At 70.5% G+C, this 20,265-nt stretch carries 9 protein-coding genes; 5 read left to right on the top strand and 4 right to left on the bottom strand.

Annotation, left to right across the window (positions count from 1 at the left end; all coding sequences use genetic code 11):
* Positions 1–196 precede the first annotated feature (196 nt).
* The gene (gene mfd / locus ACFWBB_RS21440) at positions 197–3,730 is read left to right on the top strand and encodes a transcription-repair coupling factor (protein ID WP_385274612.1); all 3,534 of its coding nucleotides are present in this window, start codon (positions 197–199) and stop codon (positions 3,728–3,730) included.
* Positions 3,731–3,823: 93 nt separating this feature from the next.
* Here the strand turns inward: mfd and ACFWBB_RS21435 are convergent, their stop codons facing one another.
* The 3 genes from ACFWBB_RS21435 to ACFWBB_RS21425 form a co-directional block, all read right to left on the bottom strand.
* Positions 3,824–4,195 carry a MerR family transcriptional regulator gene (locus tag ACFWBB_RS21435; RefSeq protein WP_385274636.1) on the bottom strand — a complete coding sequence of 124 codons (372 nt, stop codon included), beginning with the start codon at positions 4,193–4,195 and terminating at the stop codon, positions 3,824–3,826.
* 131 nt (positions 4,196–4,326) lie between these two features.
* On the bottom strand, positions 4,327–5,094 hold the full coding sequence (locus ACFWBB_RS21430; protein WP_385274609.1) for an SDR family NAD(P)-dependent oxidoreductase: 768 nt from the start codon (positions 5,092–5,094) through the stop codon (positions 4,327–4,329).
* Positions 5,095–5,163: 69 nt separating this feature from the next.
* A complete protein-coding gene (locus ACFWBB_RS21425; protein WP_385274606.1) occupies positions 5,164–5,727 on the bottom strand; it encodes a TetR/AcrR family transcriptional regulator in 564 nt (187 codons plus the stop codon).
* A gap of 108 nt (positions 5,728–5,835) precedes the next feature.
* Between ACFWBB_RS21425 and ACFWBB_RS21420 the strand changes: the two genes are divergently transcribed.
* Positions 5,836–6,786 (top strand): hypothetical protein, encoded by a 951-nt coding sequence (locus ACFWBB_RS21420; protein ID WP_385274603.1) that lies wholly within the window; start codon positions 5,836–5,838, stop codon positions 6,784–6,786.
* Between the two features lie 166 nt (positions 6,787–6,952).
* On the opposite strand, the gene ACFWBB_RS21415 is transcribed toward ACFWBB_RS21420, so the two are convergent.
* The gene (locus ACFWBB_RS21415; RefSeq protein ID WP_356255301.1) at positions 6,953–7,138 is read right to left on the bottom strand and encodes an antitoxin; all 186 of its coding nucleotides are present in this window, start codon (positions 7,136–7,138) and stop codon (positions 6,953–6,955) included.
* Positions 7,139–7,365: 227 nt separating this feature from the next.
* On the opposite strand from ACFWBB_RS21415, the gene ACFWBB_RS21410 reads away from it, so the two are divergent.
* The 3 genes from ACFWBB_RS21410 to ACFWBB_RS21400 all read left to right on the top strand — a co-directional run bounded on the left by ACFWBB_RS21410 (position 7,366) and on the right by ACFWBB_RS21400 (position 20,261).
* Positions 7,366–8,073: an HNH endonuclease family protein gene (locus ACFWBB_RS21410; RefSeq protein WP_385274633.1), complete on the top strand. Its 708-nt coding sequence runs from the start codon at positions 7,366–7,368 to the stop codon at positions 8,071–8,073.
* Between the two features lie 43 nt (positions 8,074–8,116).
* Positions 8,117–8,860, top strand: a complete 744-nt coding sequence (locus ACFWBB_RS21405; protein ID WP_385274598.1) for an N-acetyltransferase — start codon at positions 8,117–8,119, stop codon at positions 8,858–8,860.
* Between the two features lie 442 nt (positions 8,861–9,302).
* Positions 9,303–20,261, top strand: a complete 10,959-nt coding sequence (locus ACFWBB_RS21400; protein WP_385274595.1) for a LamG-like jellyroll fold domain-containing protein — start codon at positions 9,303–9,305, stop codon at positions 20,259–20,261.
* Positions 20,262–20,265: the final 4 nt, after the last annotated feature.

Raw genomic sequence — 20,265 nt, 5'->3', positions numbered from 1 at the left:
GGTGGGGGCCGCGCGTGGCCCCCACCGCCCCCGGGTTGTCCACAGCCTCCGGCGAACCACCCCGCCCCGACGTAGTCTGGTCACCCCCGGCCCGTGACACGCGTCGGGCCCTTCGCGTTGCCCACCCTGGGCCACCGGTACGCCCGCATCCCCGAAGAACGCCACGTACCCGAGCCCCTCGGACGGAAAGCCCCCCATGAGTCTGCACGGTCTGCTCGACGCCGTCGTCAAGGACACCGCCCTCGCGGAAGCGATCCCCGCGGCCGCCGACGGCAACCGCATGCACATCGACCTGGTCGGGCCCCCGGCGGCCCGCCCCTTCGCCATCGCGGCCCTCGCCCGGGAGACCGCCCGCACGGTCCTCGCGGTGACCGCCACCGGCCGCGAGGCCGAGGACCTGGCCGCCGCCCTGCGCTCGCTGCTCCCGCCGGACGGCGTGGTGGAGTACCCCTCCTGGGAGACGCTCCCGCACGAGCGCCTCAGCCCGCGCAGCGACACCGTCGGCCGCCGCCTCGCCATCCTGCGCCGGCTGACCCACCCGCGCCCCGACGACCCGGAGACCGGCCCCGTCTCGGTCGTCGTGGCACCGGTCCGCTCGGTGCTCCAGCCGCAGGTCAAGGGCCTCGGCCACCTGGAACCGGTCACCCTGCGCACCGGTCGGACGGCCGACCTGAACGAGACCGTCGAAGCCCTCGCCGCAGCCGCCTACGCGCGCGTGGAGCTCGTCGAGAAGCGCGGCGAGTTCGCCGTACGGGGCGGCATCCTGGACGTGTTCCCGCCCACCGAGGAACACCCCCTGCGCGTCGAGTTCTGGGGCGACGACGTGGAGGAGATCCGTTACTTCAAGGTCGCCGACCAGCGCTCCCTGGAGGTCGCCGAGCACGGCCTGTGGGCACCGCCCTGCCGCGAACTCCTCCTCACGGACGACGTACGCACCCGCGCGCGTGCCCTCGCCGAGCAGCACCCCGAGCTGGGCGAACTGCTCGGCAGGATCGCCGAGGGCATCGCGGTCGAGGGCATGGAATCCCTCGCGCCGGTGCTGGTCGACGACATGGAGCTGCTGATCGACGTCCTGCCCAAGGGCGCGATGGCCGTCGTCTGCGACCCGGAGCGGGTACGCACGCGTGCCGCCGACCTCGTGGCGACCTCCCAGGAGTTCCTCCAGGCGTCCTGGGCGGCCACCGCCGGCGGCGGCGAGGCGCCCATCGACGTCGGCGCGGCCTCCCTGTGGTCCATCGCGGACGTCCGCGACCACGCGCGCGAGCTGGACATGATGTGGTGGTCGGTGTCGCCGTTCGCGGCCGACGAGGAACCGGACTCCGACACGCTGAAGCTCGGCATGCACGCCCCCGAGACCTACCGGGGCGACACCGCGAAGGCGCTGGCCGACACCAAGGGCTGGCTGGCCGACGGCTGGCGCGTCGCCTTCGTCACCGAGGCGCACGGCCCGGCGGCCCGCACGGTCGAGGTGCTCGGCGGCGAGGGCGTCGCGGCCCGCCTGGACGCCGACCTGGCCGAGCTGAGCCCCTCCGTCGTCCATGTCTCGTGCGGCTCGATCGACTACGGCTTCGTCGACCCGGCGCTCCGCCTCGCCGTCCTCACGGAGACCGACCTGACCGGCCAGAAGGCGGCCGGCAAGGACGGCGCGCGGATGCCCGCGCGCCGCCGCAAGACCATCGACCCGCTCACCCTGGAGGCCGGCGACTACATCGTCCACGAGCAGCACGGCGTGGGCCGCTACATCGAGATGGTGCAGCGCACGGTCCAGGGCGCCACGCGCGAGTACCTGGTCGTGGAGTACGCGCCAGCCAAGCGCGGGCAGCCCGGCGACCGCCTCTACATCCCCACCGACCAGCTGGAGCAGATCACCAAGTACGTCGGCGGCGAGGCCCCCACGCTGCACCGGCTCGGCGGCGCCGACTGGACGAAGACCAAGGCACGCGCGAAGAAGGCCGTCAAGGAGATCGCCGCCGACCTGATCAAGCTGTACAGCGCCCGGATGGCGGCCCCCGGCCACGCCTTCGGCACGGACACCCCCTGGCAGCGCGAACTGGAGGACGCCTTCCCCTACGCGGAGACGCCCGACCAGCTCACCACCATCGCCGAGGTCAAGGACGACATGGAGAAGACGGTCCCGATGGACCGACTGATCTGCGGCGACGTCGGCTACGGCAAGACGGAGATCGCGGTCCGCGCCGCCTTCAAGGCCGTCCAGGACGGCAAGCAGGTCGCCGTCCTCGTGCCCACGACCCTCCTGGTGCAGCAGCACTTCGGCACGTTCGGCGAGCGGTACGCGCAGTTCCCGGTGAAGGTCAGGGCGCTGTCCCGCTTCCAGACGGACACGGAGGCGAAGGCCACCCTGGAGGGGCTGCGCGAGGGCTCGGTGGACATCGTCATCGGCACCCACCGCCTGTTCTCGTCCGAGACGAAGTTCAAGGACCTGGGCCTGGTCATCGTCGACGAGGAGCAGCGCTTCGGCGTCGAGCACAAGGAGCAGCTGAAGAAGCTCCGCGCGAACGTCGACGTCCTGACGATGTCGGCGACCCCGATCCCCAGGACCCTGGAGATGGCGGTGACGGGCATCCGCGAGATGTCGACGATCACCACGCCCCCGGAGGAGCGCCACCCGGTGCTCACCTTCGTCGGCCCCTACGAGCAGAAGCAGATCGGTGCCGCCGTCCGCCGCGAACTGCTGCGCGAGGGCCAGGTCTTCTACATCCACAACCGGGTCGAGTCGATCGACCGCGCGGCGGCGAAACTGCGCGAGATCGTGCCCGAGGCGCGCATCGCCACCGCCCACGGCCAGATGTCGGAGACGGCGCTCGAGCAGGTCGTCGTCGACTTCTGGGAGAAGAAGTTCGACGTGCTGGTCTCGACGACGATCGTCGAGTCCGGCATCGACATCTCCAACGCGAACACGCTGATCGTGGAGCGGGGCGACACCTTCGGCCTGTCCCAGCTGCACCAGCTGCGCGGCCGGGTGGGCCGGGGCAGGGAACGCGGCTACGCGTACTTCCTCTACCCCCCGGAGAAGCCCCTCACGGAGACCGCCCACGAGCGCCTCGCCACGATCGCCCAGCACACCGAGATGGGCGCGGGCATGTACGTGGCGATGAAGGACCTGGAGATCCGGGGCGCCGGAAACCTGCTCGGCGGCGAGCAGTCAGGCCATATCGCGGGCGTCGGCTTCGACCTGTACGTCCGTATGGTCGGTGAGGCCGTCGCGGACTACCGGCGCCAGCTGGAGTCCGGCGGGATCGAGGAGGAGCCGCCGCTCGAGGTCAAGATCGAGCTGCCCGTCGACGCGCACGTCCCGCACGACTACGCGCCGGGCGAGCGGCTGCGCCTCCAGGCCTACCGGGCCATCGCCTCCGCCAACTCGGAGGAGGACGTCAAGGCCGTCCGCGAGGAACTCGTCGACCGGTACGGCAAGTTGCCGGAACCGGTGGAGAACCTGCTGCTGGTGGCGGGACTGCGGATGCTGGCACGCGCGTGTGGCGCCGGCGAGATCGTGCTCCAGGGCCCCAACATCCGCTTCGCGCCGGTGGAGTTGCGCGAGTCGCAGGAACTGCGCCTGAAGCGGCTGTACCCCGGGTCCGTCATCAAGCCGGCCGCGCACCAGATCCTCGTACCCCGCCCGAAGACCGCGAAGGTCGGCGGCAAGCCGCTGGTCGGACGGGAACTACTGGGCTGGGTGGGCGAGTTCCTGGCGACGATCCTGGGGTCGTAGAGCGCGGCGGGCCTCCGGTCGTCCGGGCCTCCGGTCGTTTGGTCGTCCGGTCGTCCGAGGTTCCCGGCTGAGGTGCGCGCTGCTCGGGTCTCGTCAGGCCACCGGACGGATGTGTCCGCCGGTGGCCTCGGCGAGCGCCGCCGCGAGGCGGTCGCGGACCGCGACCTGGGCCGCGATCCGCTCATCCATGACCGCGAGGCGGCGCAGCGCGACTCGCAGGTTCCGGCCGCTCGGCGGCGACGCCGTCACGTCCCGGTCCAGGCAGGGAAGGAAGACGCGTGCGTCGTCCAGGGTGAGTCCCGCGTCCACGAGCCGACGGATGTTACGGACGCGGACGACGACATCGGGATCGTAGAGCCGGTAACCGTTCGCGGCCCGCTCGGAGACGATGAGCCCCGCCTGCTCGTAGTGCCGCAGCGCCCGCGGCGAAGCACCGGTGGCTCTGCCGACCTCCCCGATGCGCAGGGGGCGCCAGGGCGGACGGGGGCCGTCGTCGGGGCCGGGGCGGTCGTCGGGCCGCGGCGTACGAGCCTCTTCCGGGTCGGTCTGCCGGGTGGGCGTCTCTTCCGGGCCGGTCTGCTGCATGCGCGCCAGTCTCATGCGACCACCGCGCCGCCGTCCACCGGGAGGATCACGCCGGTGATGAACGACGCCTCGGGAGCTGCCAGTTGGGTGATCGCCCAGGCGACTTCCGCCGGCCGGCCCACCCGGCCGAGCGGGGTGTGCTCGAGCTGCCACCTGCGGATCGCGACACGCTGCTCGGGGGTGTAGCCGCTGTGGTCGGCGATCGGCGTCTCGATCGCGCCGGGTGCCACCGCGGCGACGCGGATCCCGAGCGGCGCCAGCTCGACCGCCCAGCCGCGCGTGAGTACTTCCAGGGCCGCCTTCCCCGCCGCGTACAGGGAGTTGCCGGGCCAGCCGCGCTGCCCGACGGACGTCGTCACGTTCACGACGACGCCCCGGGAATCCGTCAGGGCCGGCAGCGCGGCCTGGGTGAGCAGGACGGGGGCGATCAGGTTCGTCGCGAGCTGGGGCTGGACGGAGGCGCGGGTATAGGTGCGCAGGGATTCGGTGTTGACGATCGCCGCGTTGTTGACCAGGACGTCGACGCGGCCGCCGCCCCGTTCGAGTGCCGTACGAACGACGGTGGTTGGTCCGTCCTCGGCAGTGATGTCCACGGCGAGCGGGACGATGAGGTCCTGGTCGTACGCGGCGGTCTCGGTGAGGGGCCCCGGGCGCCGGCCCACGGCGATCACGCGCGCTCCCTGCGAGGCGAAGGCGTGGGCCGTGGCGCGGCCGATCCCGGCGCCGGCGCCGGTGACGACGACGGTACGGCTGCTGCGGCTGCTGTTCTCCTGGCTCATGGGGGGATCGTCGGACCCTGACGCCGGTGTCAGGGTCAAGCGCGCAGGGTGGCCGCCGGGCCGCCGGGCTCAGGCGGAGGGGAACAGCATCATCGGCAGTGCGCGGAGTACCTCCTCGGGGTCCTCGTCGCCCAGGAGGCCGTCGAGGTTGTGGCCGAGCAGGAGTGTGGCGAAGCCGTGGGCCAGGGACCAGACGGCGATACGGGCCAGCCGGGCGTCCGTGCCGTCCCCGGCGGGTGCGGTGACGGCGACGGCGTCGGTCAGGGCGGCGGCGGACAGGGCGCGGGCCATGGTCAGCTCCAGGTCGTCGGCGCGCAGCAGCTCGGGCGAGAACATCACCTGGAAGTGCGCCGGGTGCTCGCGCGCGAAGCGGACGTAGCGCGCGCCTGCCTCCCGCAGGTCTGTCGCCTCCGCGAGCGCGGCGGCCAGTAGCCCGTGTCCTTCCGCTGCGATCGCCGTCAGCAGACCCGTGCGGTCCCGGAAGTGGTGGGCCGGCGCCGCGTGCGAGACGCCGGCGCGGCGGGCGAGGTCGCGCAGGCTCAGCCCGGCTGGGCCGTCGGCTGCGATGACGTCGAGGGCGGCGGCCAGGATGGCCCGCCGCAGGTCACCGTGGTGGTAGGGGCGGTCGTTCATGGACAGCAGCGTACGCGGTATCTAGGCATTGACAAGTTTCCGAGGTTCGGGCAATCTTGTCAGTGTCAAGTTGTGGTCGATGGCCGAAGGCGACGAGGGGGAGAAGCCATGTCCGAGAATCACGAGAACGAGGCGACCGAACGGGCTGAACAGGCCGAACAGGCCGGTCGGCCCGAGCGGAGCGAGCGGGGTGGGCAGGTCGAGCCGGCGCAGGCGCGCAGGCTCTGGCATCTGCTGGAGCCGCTGCACGCGGTGCTGTACTACGCGCCGGAGGTCTTCGAGGAGGCCGCCGCGCTCGGCTACTCGACCGAGGGCCGCTGGGGGAGCTACTTCCCCTTCCGCGCCGCCCCGTTGGGTCCGGTGAGCGCCGAGGCGGTGACCTCCGCCTTCTACAGCTTCCAGCCCGGCATGGTCGCCCGGTACATCGAGGACGCCTGGAAGGTTGCCGCCCCCGAAGCCGCCCTGGCGGCGAGACTGAGAGGCGTCGACCGGCTGTACCGCAGGCTGTTCGGTGACCTGGTGGACAGTTCCGAGCTGGCCGAGGCCGCCGCTCTCGCCCGCCGCGCCGCCGAGGCGACTGTCACGGCCGGGCGCCCGCTCGCCGCGGCCAATGCCGCGCTGGAGTGGCCGAGAGAGCCCCACCTTCAGCTCTGGCAGGCGGCGACCGTCCTGCGTGAGCACCGTGGCGACGGTCACCTCGCCGCCCTGCTCCTCGCCGGCCTCGACCCGGCCGAGGCGCTGGTGTCCTTCGCGGCGATAGGCGCCGCTTCCGTCGAGCGCTTCGAAAGCCGTGGCTGGACCCACGAGGAGTGGGCTGCGGCGAGCGAGCGGCTGACGGACAGAGGGCTGCTCGATGCGGACGGCACGGCGACGGAGGCGGGCCGTGACCTGCGCCGCCGCGTCGAGCAGGACACCGACCGGCTGGCGCTCGGCCCCTGGCAGGCCCTCGGCCCGGAATCCACGGAACGCCTGGCCGCGCTTCTGGGCGACTACTGGGTCACCGTGCTGGGATCCGGACTGCTGCCCTCGGAGTCGACGCTCGGCATCGGGAGGGTGTGAGCGCCGCCGCCGCTCCGGATGGCAGGGCGAAGCCGCCCGCGGCTGGGTCGCTCTGCGCGGACGGCCTCATGTGCCGGGTGATGCCGGTGGCTCGGCCACCATGGGTTCTCGGCCGAGGGGCGGGCGGGGTCGGACAGGGCCGGGCGGGTGCGGGCCGCGGGCCGGGTTATGGCTGTTCCGGCCGGTCCTCGTCCATGCCCATCCGCTCGTGCATCTTCTGCTGGGCGGAGTCGACCTGTGACTCGTACTTGTTGCCCGTCTTCTCGTTCGCCTTGCGCTCCGCGACGTCGGACATGTCCCTGGCCTTGTCCTGTGCCGCCTTGTTGCTCTTGAACCTGTCGAAGATGCCCATCCAGAGCTCCTTCCCGGAGATGACTCTCCATCGACGATATTCCCGTGATGTACGAGATGCCCACTTGGGCCGGTCGTGGTCTGGACCTCCCGGCTGCTTCGGAGCGCCCCCTCGCTACGGTGTGCCAGTCCCCGTGAGGGGAATCCGCCCTGTGCGGGGTGGGTAGCGGCCAGTAAGGGGAGGGACGCGTGAGGCGTCTGAGGGGTGGGGCGGCGGTCGCCGTCGCGATGATGTGTGCCGTGACGGTGGCGGGCTGCAAGGAGCAGACCACCGGCTCGGGTTCCGGTTCCGGCGGCGCGGGAGCGACGGCGGGCACCGGAGCGGGAAGCGGCGGTGCGGCCCTCACGGCGGCCGAGTCGCTGACCGTGAAGGGGCGGGCCCCCAAGACCGGCTATGAACGGGAGAAGTTCGGCACCGCCTGGGCGGACACGGACTCCAACTCCTGCGACACCCGGGACGACATCCTCAAGCGTGATCTGGCTGAGGTGAAGTTCACCGGCGGCGTCTGCAAGGTGTCCTACGGGGTGCTGGAGTCGGACCCGTACTCCGGGAAGGACGTGACGTACCGGCGGGGCAGCAGCAAGGTCGACATCGACCATGTCGTCGCCCTGTCCGACGCCTGGCAGAAGGGCGCCAAGTACTGGGACGCCGGCAAGCGGATAGCTCTCGCCAACGATCCGCTGAACCTTCTGGCCGTCGACGCGAGCACCAACCGTTCCAAGGGGGACGGCGACACGGCGACCTGGCTGCCGCCCAACAAGGCCTACCGGTGCACGTACGTCGCGGCGCAGGTCGCCGTGAAGAAGAAGTACGGACTGTGGGTCACCGCGGCGGAGAAGTCCGCGATGGAGAAGGTACTGGAGACCTGTCCCGGCCAGAAACTCCCCACCGGGGGCAACCCCACGAAGGCGCCGGAGCGTTTCCACGCGGGGTGAAACGGACCGGCGGAAGCCGGGGCTCCGCGCCTACTGTGCCCTCATGGAACTCACGGTGTTCAGCCTCGCCGACCGCCCCGACATGCTCGGCCCGGTCCAGGACATGCCGGACAGCTGGCCGGAGTTCGCCAGGCAGGACCTCGTGGGCAACGCGCACTACGGCCGGATCCCCGTGGAGTTCCCGGAGTACGTGCTGTTCGCGCAGGACGAGCGGGGGCAGGTCGTCGCCCATGCCTACAGCGTGCCGTTCGCCCTGCACGCCGACGGCCGGGGCGTGCTGCCCGACCGGGGCTGGGACCAGGTGCTCGTCCGGGCCTTCGCCGACCGGCGCGGCGGGGTGCGGCCCGACACGGTGAGCGCGATCTCGATCGTGGTCGCCCCGCACGCCCAGGGTCTCGGCCTGTCCGGGCGGATGCTCGCGGCGATGCGGGACGGCGCCCGGGCGAAGGGCTTCACCGAGGTCGTGGCCCCGGTCCGGCCGAACGCCAAGCACCTGGAACCGCGCACCCCGATGGAGGAGTACGCGCACCGGGTGCGGGAGGACGGGCTGCCGTACGACCCGTGGCTGCGGGTGCACGTCCGGGCGGGTGCGAGCATCGAGCGGGTGGCGCCGGCGTCGATGACGGTGGCGGGCTCACTGGCGGAGTGGCGCAGCTGGACCGGGCTGCCCTTCGACACGCGGGGCGACATCGAGGTGCCCGGCGCGCTGGCACCGGTGAGGTGCGAGCCGGAGCGGGACCACGCGGTGTACGTCGAGCCCAACGTGTGGATGCGGCACCGTCTCTGACGGGAAGCCGGGCAGTACGCGACCGCCGCGAACCGGCATGTTCCGTCCATGACATCACCCCGAGTGTGAAGTCCCGGTGTGGTTTGACCGATGTGTTCGCAAAGAACCGCACCGGTCCTTAAGGGACGGGTGACAGCAAATCGGCCAGATTCAAAAACAGCTGGTCAAGGCAGGTGCAAGACCTGACCGCGAAGCTGTCCATGGCTGATCCACAGCAGGCAGGATCGCCGGGCTTCTGTGTCGCTTTCTGATGTGTTGGAGTCCTGCCGTGCTGCCCTCCCGGCCGCTGAGTCGTCGCTCGCGCCGTACGTCCCGTGCTCGCCGTACGTCCCGCCTGCGCGGCACGCTCCGACCCCGCTCTGTCAGACGATCGAGCGGAGCATTCCGTTCCCGCAGAACCCTGCGCGGACTCGCCACACTCCTGCTGACCGCTCTCGCGCTCATGCTGACGACCGACCAGGCCGTCGCGGAGGGCCTGGAGTTCGGCAGCATCGAACTGCCGAGCATGAGCCTGGCCTCCCTCGCGTCCTGGTTCACGGACCCGCAGTGGGGCAAGCTGCCGCACCAGCGGTCCGGCACCGCGGCCGGTCACCGGCACCAGGTCGACGCCGCCGCGACCGCCGCCCACCGCGGCGCGGGCCACGCCCCCGGCAAGGGCAAGGGTGAACTCCCCGCCTACCAGGCGCACAAGCCGGCCACGAAGGCAGGACGAAGCGCCGGCGGCACCGGCTTCGACGCCAAGACCAGCAAGCGCAGCGCCACCAAGTCCACGCGCACGGAGACCGTCTACGACAACGCCGACGGCTCCGTCACCCGCCGAATATCCCCGAACCCCGTCAACTACCAGGTCGGCAAGGGCCGATGGGCGCCCATCGACGTGGATGTGCGGGCCGGACCTGACGGACGCTGGTACGAGTCGGCCAACTCCGTCGACGTCGACTTCGCCGCCAAGGCCACCGACCCCGCGCTGACCTCCCTCGCGACCGACACGAAGCACCGCGTCGCCTACGGCCTGAAGGGCGCCGCCCCGGTCAAGGGCACCGCCGACGGCTCGACCGTCACGTACGACCAGGTCCTCCCCGGCACCGACCTGAAGCTCGCGCCGACCGCCACCGGCGTGAAGGAGTCCGTCGTCCTCGACTCCGCCGACGCGGCCGGCACCTGGACCTTCCCCCTCACCCTCCAGGGCCTCACCCCCGTCCAGAGCACCGCCAACGGCTGGATCGACCTGCGGGACTCCTCCGGCAGGACCGTCGAGCGCATCCCCCCGTCGTACGCCTACGACTCCAAGGTGGACCCGCGTTCCGGTGACCCGGCCACCACCCACGCCGTCACCACCGAGCTCGTCAGGAACGGCGACGGTTACGCGCTCGAGATCACCCTCGACAGCACCTGGCTGCACAGCGCCGACCGCGTCTTCCCCGTCACCGTCGACCCCACCGTCACGGACGGCTGGACCACCACCTACGCCGAGTCCGGCACCGGCAACAACATCGACCACTCCTACGAGCAGACCATCAAGGTCGGCTCCTACGACTCCGGCACCCACTCCGCGAACAGCTTCGTCAACCACTGGGACACCGCCTGGGACGGCAGCGGCGCCACCGTCACCGCCGCGAGTCTCCACCTGTTCGACACCTGGGCCGCCACCTGCACGGCGGAACGTTTCGACGTCGCGCTCGTGACCAGCGCCTGGACCCCCGAGGGCGTCACCAGCTACCCCGGCCCCTCGAAGGGGTCGTCGATCGGCAGCGCGACCCCCAGCGTCCCGAACGCCTGCGCGAACACCGGCGCCGACCGCACCGTGGGCGACTGGGTGAGCGTCTCCCTGTCCACCTCCGCGATCCAGGGCTGGCTCAGCGGCACCACCGCCGACCACGGCCTCGCCGTCTACGCGGCCACCACGGACGCCCTGCACTGGAAGCAGTTCGGCTCCTTCAACGACCCCGGCAAGGGCCCGTACATCACGGTCACCTACACCGGCAACACAGCCCCGCAGCTCTACGAGCAGTTCCCGGCGGACAACGCGGTCGTCGGCACCACCACCCCAGAGTTCACGGCCTGGGCGGGCGGCGCCAACTCCACCTCCGGCAGCACCAACAAGTACCTCTTCCAGGTGTTCGACGCCGCCGGCACCAAGGTCGCCGACTCGGGCCTGGTCGCGACGGGCGACTGGACGGTCCCGGCCGGCAAGCTCGCCTGGGGGAAGAACTACAGCTGGAGCGTCCAGGCGTACGACGCCACCACGGCCCTCTACTCGCCCGCCGACCCCTACGAGATATCCATCCAGGTCCCGCAGACCGTCATCACCTCGGGGCTCTCGCAGAACAGCAGCGACCACGGCTTCGACGCGTCCATCGGCAACTACACCACCTCCGACACCGACGCCTCCATCTCCACCGTCGGGCCGTCCCTCGACGTCGACCGCGACTACAACTCCCGCGACCCGCGCTGGACGGGCGCGTTCGGCTCGGGCTGGTCGAGCATCTTCGACGCGAGGGCGACCGAGCAGTACACGGCGGCCGGCGCGGTCGCGAGTGTGCAGGTCACCTACCCCGACGGCTCCCAGGCGGGCTACGGCAAGAACAGCGACGGCACCTTCACCCCGGGCAACGGACGGTTCGCCACCTTCAAGACGGTCACCGGCGGCTACACGCTCACCGACAAGGACGACACCCTCTACACCTTCACCCAGTCCCTGGGCTCCGGCGCCTACGGACTGACCTCGGTGACGGACGCCAACGGCCGGGCGCTGAACCTCACCTGGACCGGCACCCCCGCCCACATCACCAAGATGACCTCGGCGGTTTCCGGCCGCACCCTGAGCCTCACCTGGTCCACCCCGACCGGCGCGCTCGCCGCGCACGTCGCGACCGTCGTGACCGACCCGGTCACGGCCGGGGACTCGGCCACCGTCCAGACCTGGACGTACGGCTACACCGGCGACCAGCTCACCAAGGTCTGCACGCCGCTGTCGACGACGAAGTGCACGGTCTACGGCTACACCACAGGATCCGGCTACCAGAACGCGGCGCTCGACCTCGACCCGCACACCTTCTGGCCGCTGTCGGAGACCTCCGGCACCAGCGCCAAGGACGCCGTCCTCGCCAACGAGGGCACGACGAACGCGACGTACGAGAACGTCACCGTCGGCCAGAGCGGCGGTCCGCTGACCGGCTCCTCCTCGAAGGTGGCCACGTTCAACGGCACCACCTCCGACGTGTCGCTGCCGAAGAACCTCGGCAACGACACCGACTCCGGTGCGCTCTCCCTGTGGTTCAAGACGTCGGCCGGGCCCGGCGTCCTCTACTCCTACGCCTCCCAGCCCATCGGCTCCGGCCAGGCGGCGGGCTTCTACACGCCGTCGATCTATGTCGGCACCGACGGCAAGCTGAACGCCGAGTTCTGGTACAGCGGCGGCATCAACCCGATCGTGTCGACCGCGTCCGTCGCCGACGGCAAGTGGCACCACGTCGTGCTGTCCGCGGCCGGCAACTCCCAGAGCCTCTACCTGGACAACGCCAAGGTCGGCTCGCGCACCGGCACCATCTCCATCAAGAGCGCGACCGCCTTCGGCAAGAACCAGTCCTTCAACTACCTCGGCACCGGCTTCCTCGGCGGCGACTGGCCCGACCACCCGACGTACTCCGACGACGACGGCCACGCCACGTACTTCAACGGCTCCATCGCGGACGTGGGCTGGTACAGCCGCCCGCTCGTCGCCGCCGACGTGAGCGCCCTCTACACGTACGGCACGCACAGCGAGTCCCTGCTGACCTCGGTCAAGCGGCCTTCGGGCAAGACGTACGCGTCCATGACGTACGACACCAACTCCACCGTGCTCACGCAGATGACGGACGAGAACGGCGGCACCTGGGCGCTGGGCACCCCGACCGTCTCCGGGTCCAGCGACACCTACCGGGGCGCGGTCCTCGGCGGGGCGCCGAGCGAGTACTTCCGGCTCGGCGAGGCGGCGGGCGCGACCACGGCCGTGGACCAGGTGCGCGGCGGGAACGGCACGTACAGCGCCGTCACCCTCGGCGCCGCAGGCCCGTTCAGCGACCAGAAGGCCGCGACCTTCGACGGGTCCACCTCCTTGCTGACCCTGCCCAGCGGTTCGCTGCCCGCCTCGGGCGCGCAGTCGACGAGCATGTGGTTCAAGACGACCACGGCGAACGGTGTGCTGCTCGGCGCGAGCAAGGACCCGCTGAGCGCCGGCACCACTACCACCGGCTACACCCCCGCCCTCTACGTCGGCACCAGCGGAAAACTGCACGGAGAGTTCTACTTCTCCGGCGGCTCCACCAAGCCGCTCGTCTCCGCCGCCGCCGTCACCGACGGCAAGTGGCACCAGGTCGTCCTCTCCGCCAGTGCCACCAGCCAGTCCCTCTATCTCGACGGCGCCCTCGTCGGCACCCAGACCGGCACCGCCGCGATGGCCGGACAGCCGTACACCTACGTCGGCGCGGGCTTCAACGGCGGCAACTGGCCGGACGAGGCGCACACCAGCTCCACCTCCAACACCGGGTACGCGACCTACTTCAAGGGCTCCGTCGCCGAGGTCGCGCTGTTCCGCTCGCAGCTCTCCGCCGCGGACGTGGCCCAGAGCTATGAGGCCGCGCAGAACTCCACGGGCCTCCTCCCGGTCGAGACGGTGACCGTCACCTCCCCGACCACCGCGACCCTGAAGTACACGTACGACGTCACCAACAACAACCGCGCCCTCACCGAGACCGACGGCCTAGGCAACAAGACCAGCTTCGGCTACGACTCGGCCGGTTTCGAGCACACCGTGACCGATCCGAACGGCGCGATGACCATCACCGGTCACGACGTGCGCGGCAACGTGGTCTCGTCCACGTCCTGCCAGGACCAGGCCGCCAACAAGTGCAACACCGAGTACTACTCGTACTACCCCGACGACACGACGGCCCAGCTGACCACCGCCGACCCGCGCAACGACCAGCTGCTGACCGAGCGCGACGGCCGGTCGGCCTCGGCCACCGACAACACGTACCTCACCTCGTTCACCTACGACACGGCGGGCAACCAGACCGCGATCACCGGCCCGGCCGTCCCCGGCTTCCCGGCCGGGCGCTCCACGACCACCGTCTACAGCGACGGCACCAGCACCTATCCGTCCGCCGACGGCGGGGTGGTCCCCAAGGGACTGCCGGTGAAGACCGTCTCACCGGGCGGCGCCGTCAACCAGGTGTCGTACCTCAAGAACGGTGACGTCGCCTCCACGACGGACGCCGTCGGACTCGTCACCTCGTACACCTTCGACGGCCTCGGCCAGGTCCTCACCGAGAAGGTCGTCTCCGACACCTACCCGGCTGGCCTGGTGACGTCGTACAAGTACGACACCGCGGGTCAGGTGCTCGAGGAGCACGACCCGCAGCTCACCGACCGGGTCACCGGCGCCACCCACGCATCCGTCACCACCTCCGTGTACGACGACGACGGCAACGTCACCTCGCAGACGGTGGCCGACGCGAGCGGCGGCGACCACTCCCGCACCCAGAACTGGACCTACGACGCCTACGACCGGGTCCTGACCGAGTCCGACGCCAACGCGGCCGAGGGCGCGGGCAACGGCAACACGACGACCTACACGTACGACACCTCCGGCAACAAGACCAAGGAGGTGACCACCGCCGGTACCGAGACCCGGTACACGTACAACGACAACGGCGACCTGCTCACCCAGGGCCTGATGTACACCGGCGACCCGGTGAACCCGCAGCCGGCCGCGCTCCTCACCGAGTCCTCCCGGGCCTACGACCCGGCGGGGCGGCTCGCCTCCATCACCGACGCGATGGGCAACACCACCGCGTACACCTACACCGACGACGGCCTGACCTCCACCGTCAAGCGGACCAGCGCCGACGGCAACAGCACCTACACGCTGGAGTCGGACGTCTACGACGCGGCCGGCAACCTCACCCAGTCGACCACCGACAACGGCGAGACGGTCACCAAGTACACCGTCGACGCGGCCTCCCGGACCACGTCCACCGAGCTGGACCCGACCGGTGTGGACCGGGTGACGACGGTGTCGTACACCCCGGACGACCAGGTCGCCTCCGAGAACGACCACGACACCTCCGGCTACGACCGCACCACCACCAACAGCTACGACGACATGGGCAACCTGCTCGCCGAGACGCTGTACGGGGACGCCTCCGGCCACCCGGCGGGCTGGTGGAAGCTGAACCAGACGTCCGGCCGCTCGGTGACGGACTCCTCCGGCACCGGCAACACGGCCACCGCCGGCCCGGGCGTCACCTGGGCGGACGACGCGGCGAAGTTCGCGGGCTCGACGACCGGCACGGGTGACGTCGTCGCCACCAACGGCCCGGTCCTGGACACCACCGCCTCCTACACGGTCTCCGCGTGGGTGAACCTCGCCGACGCCTCCACCTTCCGCACCTTCGTCGCCCAGGGCGGCACCAACCGCTCCTCCTTCTACCTGCAGTACTCCAAGACCGACAACGCCTTCCGCTTCCACGCCGCCAACGCCGACGTGGCCTCCCCGTCCGCGTACTACGACGCCACCGCGTCCACGGCCGCGCCGCTGAACACCTGGACCCACCTGGTCGGTGTCTTCGACGCGAGCAACGGCGCGATGAAGCTGTACGTCAACGGCGCACAGGCGGGCTCCGCGACCGACACCTCGCCGTGGACCGGCACCGGGCCGCTGTCCGTCGGCGGCGCCAGGACGGCCGGCGGCACGACCTCCGACGTCGTCAACGGCGAGGTCACCGACGTACAGGTCTACCAGCGGGCGCTCGCCGCGACCGACGTGAACTCCCTCTACGGCAAGGGCCGCAGCGGCGGCACGGTCGGCTCCTCCGACGCCCAGACCACCAAGTACACCTACGACCAGCGCGGTCTGCCGACGTCCATGACGGACGCCGAGCAGCACACCACGAACTACGCCTACGACGAGGCCGGCAACCTCGCGGTCACCACCGCGCCCGCCGTCCAGGCGGAGCCCGACGGCAGCACCGCGTCCACCGTCCGCCCGGTCACGACCAGCGGCTTCAACACCTTCGGCGAGGCGGTCGAGGAGCAGGACCCGAACGGCCTGGTCACGACGACCGTCTACGACGCCGAGGGCAACAAGGTCTCCGAGACGCTCCCCTCGTACACCCCGGCGGGCGCGTCGAGTCCCAACGCGGGCACGACCGTGTGGACGTACGACAGCGAGGGCAACCAGACCTCGGTCACCTCCCCCGGCGGGAGGACGACCTCTTACCTCTACGACCAGACGGGCGACGTCGCCCAGGTCACGGACCCCGACGGCACCAAGACGCACGCCGTCTACGACAAGAACGGCGAGCAGCTCTCCGCGACGGACGGCACGGGCGCCCAGGCGCAGGCCACGTACGACTACCTCGGCCGCCAGGTCACCTCGACGACGATGGAGCGCTACCCGTCGACGAGGACCCTGACGAGCACCACGTCCTACGCGGTCACCACCGGCAACCCCTACGGGGCGCACGCCTCCTCGACCACCTCGCCGGGCGGGGTGACGTCGTCCTACGGCTACAACCGGGCCGGTGACGTCACCTCGGTCACCGACGGCGCGGGCAACACCACCCGCTACACCTACGACTTCGAGGGCAACCAGCAGAAGACGATCCTGCCCGACAACACCTGGACCCAGACCGACTACAACGCCGCCGGCGACCCGACGGCCACGCGCGCGTACGACGCGAACAACGTCCAGCTCTGGTCGACCTCGCAGAGCTACGACGGCGTCGGCAACCTGATCGCCGCCACGGACGCACGCCAGCACACCAGCCACTTCACCTACGACGCGGCCGGGACGGTCACCCAGGAGATCCAGCCGGTCGACGCCTCGACGTCGATCACGACGACCTTCGGCTACGACGCGGCCGGCAACCGCACCCGCTTCACCGACGGCCGCGGCAACTCCTGGCGCTACGGCTACACCCCGTGGGGCCAGCAGGAGAAGATCACCGAACCGACCACGGCCCAGTACAGCTCGGCCGCCGACTCGACGACGACGTTCGCCTACGACGCCGACGGGCAGCTGACGAACGCCACGCTCCCCGGCGGCACGACGACGTCGATGACGTACGACTCGGTCGGCCAGCTGAAGTCGATGTCCGGCACGGGCGCCGACGCGGCGACCGCGAAGCGCAGCTTCACCTACGACGCCGACGGCCGCGTCCTGTCGGCCGACACCGACGAGGCCGGGATCACCGGCGCCGTCGACCACCAGGCAGCCACGCACGACGCGTTCACGTACGACGACCGCGGCGACCTGCTGACGACGTCGGGTTCGGCGGGCACGTCGAGCTTCGCCTACAACGACGACGCCAACGTCACCTCCCGCACCGACGCCGCTGGCACGACGACGTACGGCTACGACACGGCGGGCCGCCTGGCCTCGTTGAACGACCCGGCCACGGGCAACCAGCTGACGTACACCTACGACCAGTTGAACGCCCTGAAGACGGTCAAGTACGGCTCGACGGGCCAGACCCGCACCTTCACCTACAACAGCGCGCACCAGCTGACCAACGACGTCCTCGTCCAGGGCGCCTCGACAATGGCGAGCTTCGCCTACGGCTACGACGAGAACGGCAACCTGACGTCGAAGACGACGACGGGCGTCTCGGGCGCGTCGTCGAACACCTACGGCTACGACTGGGCGAACCGCCTGACGTCCTGGAACAACGGGTCCACCGCCACCTCGTACGCGTACGACGCGTCGGGCAACCGCATCCGCAACGGCGCCGACGTCTACACCTACGACGAACGCGACGAACTCACCTCGGACGGCACGCACACCTACTCCTACTCGGCGCGCGGCACGATGACCCAGGAGTCGTCGACGGCCGGCGGGTCGGTCGCGTACAAGACGGACGCGTTCGGCGGCCAGATCGTCGCGGGCGAGCAGTCCTACACGCTGGACGCGACGGGCCGGAACATCACGGACCGCGTCACGTCGACGGGCGCGACCCGCACCTTCTCCTACTCGGGCGCGGGCAACACCGTCGCCTCCGACGGCGACGACACCTACACCTACGATCCGGGCGGCGGCCTGGTGGGCGTCAAGGACACCGGTGGCTCGGCGGTCCTGGCCCTCACCGACCAGCACAACGACGTGGTCGGCTCCTTCACCTCGGGTGCGACGACCCTGACCGGCTCGGCGTCGTACGACCCGCTGGGCAAGGTGGTCTCCCCGACGGACACGGTCGTCGGCCACCTCGGCTTCCAGTCCGGCTGGACGGAGCCCGGCACAGGTGACGTGGGCACGGCATCCCGCTGGTACAACCCGGACACGGGCGTGTTCCTCAACAAGGACAGCGTCTCCCTGAACCCGGTCCCGAACTCGGTGTCGGCGAACCCGTTCGCGTACGTCGACGACAACCCGATGGCGGGCACGGACGAGTCGGGCAACTGCTCGATGTGGGACCTGGTCTGCGGCGCGAAGAAGGCCGCCCACAAGGTCAGCCACGCGGTGAAGCACGCGGCGCACAAGGTCTACCACGCGGTCAAGCACGTGGCCCGCAAGGTCGTCCACGCGGTGAAGCACGCGGCGCACAGGGTGGTCCACCACGTGCGGGACGTGTACCACGCGACGGTGCGGGTGGTGCGGCGCGTCTACCACTACACGGCACGCAAGGTGAGACGCGCGGTCCACCGGGTGGTCCATGCGGTGCATACCGCCTACCACAAGGCGTCGAGGGTGGTGCACCGCGTCGTCCACACCGTCAAGAAGGCGGCGAAGAAGGTCACGCACGCGGTGAAGAAGGCGGCGCACGCGGTCGCCCACGCGTCGAGGACGGCGTACCACGCCACGGTGAAGGCGGCGAAGGCCACCGTCACGTACGCCAAGCACCACGCGGCGGCGATCACGTCCTTCGTGATCTCCACAGCGGTCTTCGCGGGCTGTGAGGCGTTGACGGCCGGCGTCGGCTCGATCGGCTGCGCTGCGGCGGCGGGCGCGGTCGGCTCGCTGGTGGAGCAGGGCTTCGCGTGCGCGCAGAACGGCGGCGACGACTGCGACGCGGGCGCGTTCGCGGGCGCGGCGGTGACGGGCGCGATAGCCGGCGCGCTGGGCGGCGCCCTGGGCAAGATCGGCGGCAAGCTGCTGGCGAAGGCGGCCCCGAAGGCGATGAAGGTCGTCGGCGGCCTCTTCGGCAAGGGCGCGACGGAAGCCGAGGAAACAGCGGCGACGGACGCGACGGAGGCAGCGGCTTCGCGGGCGGACTCGGAGGGTGCGGGGTCGAAGTCTCACTCGCATTCGGACGAGACACCGCCGGGCTGCCGGACCGGCATTCCGCACAGCTTCACGGGCTCGACCCGGGTGCTGATGGCCGACGGCACGACGAAGGCGATCGACCAGGTGCGAGTGGGCGAGAAGATCGCCAACTCGGTGCCGGGAGCGACGGGCACGCAGGCGCACGAGGTCACTGACGTGATCGTGACGCACACGGACCACGACTTCGTGGACGTGACAGTGAAGGGGGCGGCGGGCAAGTCCGCAGAGAAGGACGCTGAGAAGTCCGGCGCGAAGACCGGGGTGAAGTCACTCGGCAAGAAGGTCGCGCGCAAGGCGGCGTTCGGCCTGGCGGCGTCGGCGGCGGTGCTGGGCGCACTGTCGGGCGGTCATGGCCACGGTGACGGCAAGGCGCCGGCGACCCAGCCGGTTGCGGCGGTCAGCACCGCGTCCGGAGCGACTGCGCAGGACGCTCACCTCCAGACGACCTTCCACCACCCCTTCTACGACAAGACCCAGTCGGCCTTCGTAGAGGCCAAGGACCTCAACCCCGGCGACGTCCTCCAGACGCCGACGGGGACTGCCGAGGTCACGGGCGTCCAGCTCTATCACGCGAACACCACCACATACGACCTCACCATTGGTGACCTCCACACGTACTACGTGGGGGCAGGATCCACACCGGTACTCGTCCACAACTGCGACACGCAGGAACTTGGCGCGATGTCTGGGGAGAACGAGCAGAACATCTGGAGCATGAGCTCGCGCGACAAGGGGCTCAAGTTCGAGGACGAGATGGGCTTCTCGAATCTGCCAGCTGGACACAAGGCCTTCGATCATTTCGACGCGGAGAGCGGCGTCGCCATCAGCCTCAAGGCGATGGACACCAGCCTGAAGAGCTTCCAGAACAAGGGGATGCTGTTCAACCGGCTGAAGTCCGCCGTCGACGACGCGGCCGGATACGCTGGCGATCACCGGCACCCGGGAGTGCTCGATCCGTCCGCGATCTCACACCGGGTCGTCTATACAATTATGAAATCCGGCTCGGTCAACGATATGCATCTTGAGCAAATGGGCCGTGCGGTTGACTACGCTGAGAGCAAGGGTGTGACCCTTCTCTTTGGAATGACCAGTGGTTAGCAGG

It is taken from the genome of Streptomyces sp. NPDC060000, assembly GCF_042737375.1.
Taxonomy (GTDB): domain Bacteria; phylum Actinomycetota; class Actinomycetes; order Streptomycetales; family Streptomycetaceae; genus Streptomyces.
The sequence above is the reverse complement of the archived record's forward strand: the minus strand, read 5'-3'. Positions and strand labels throughout refer to the sequence as shown.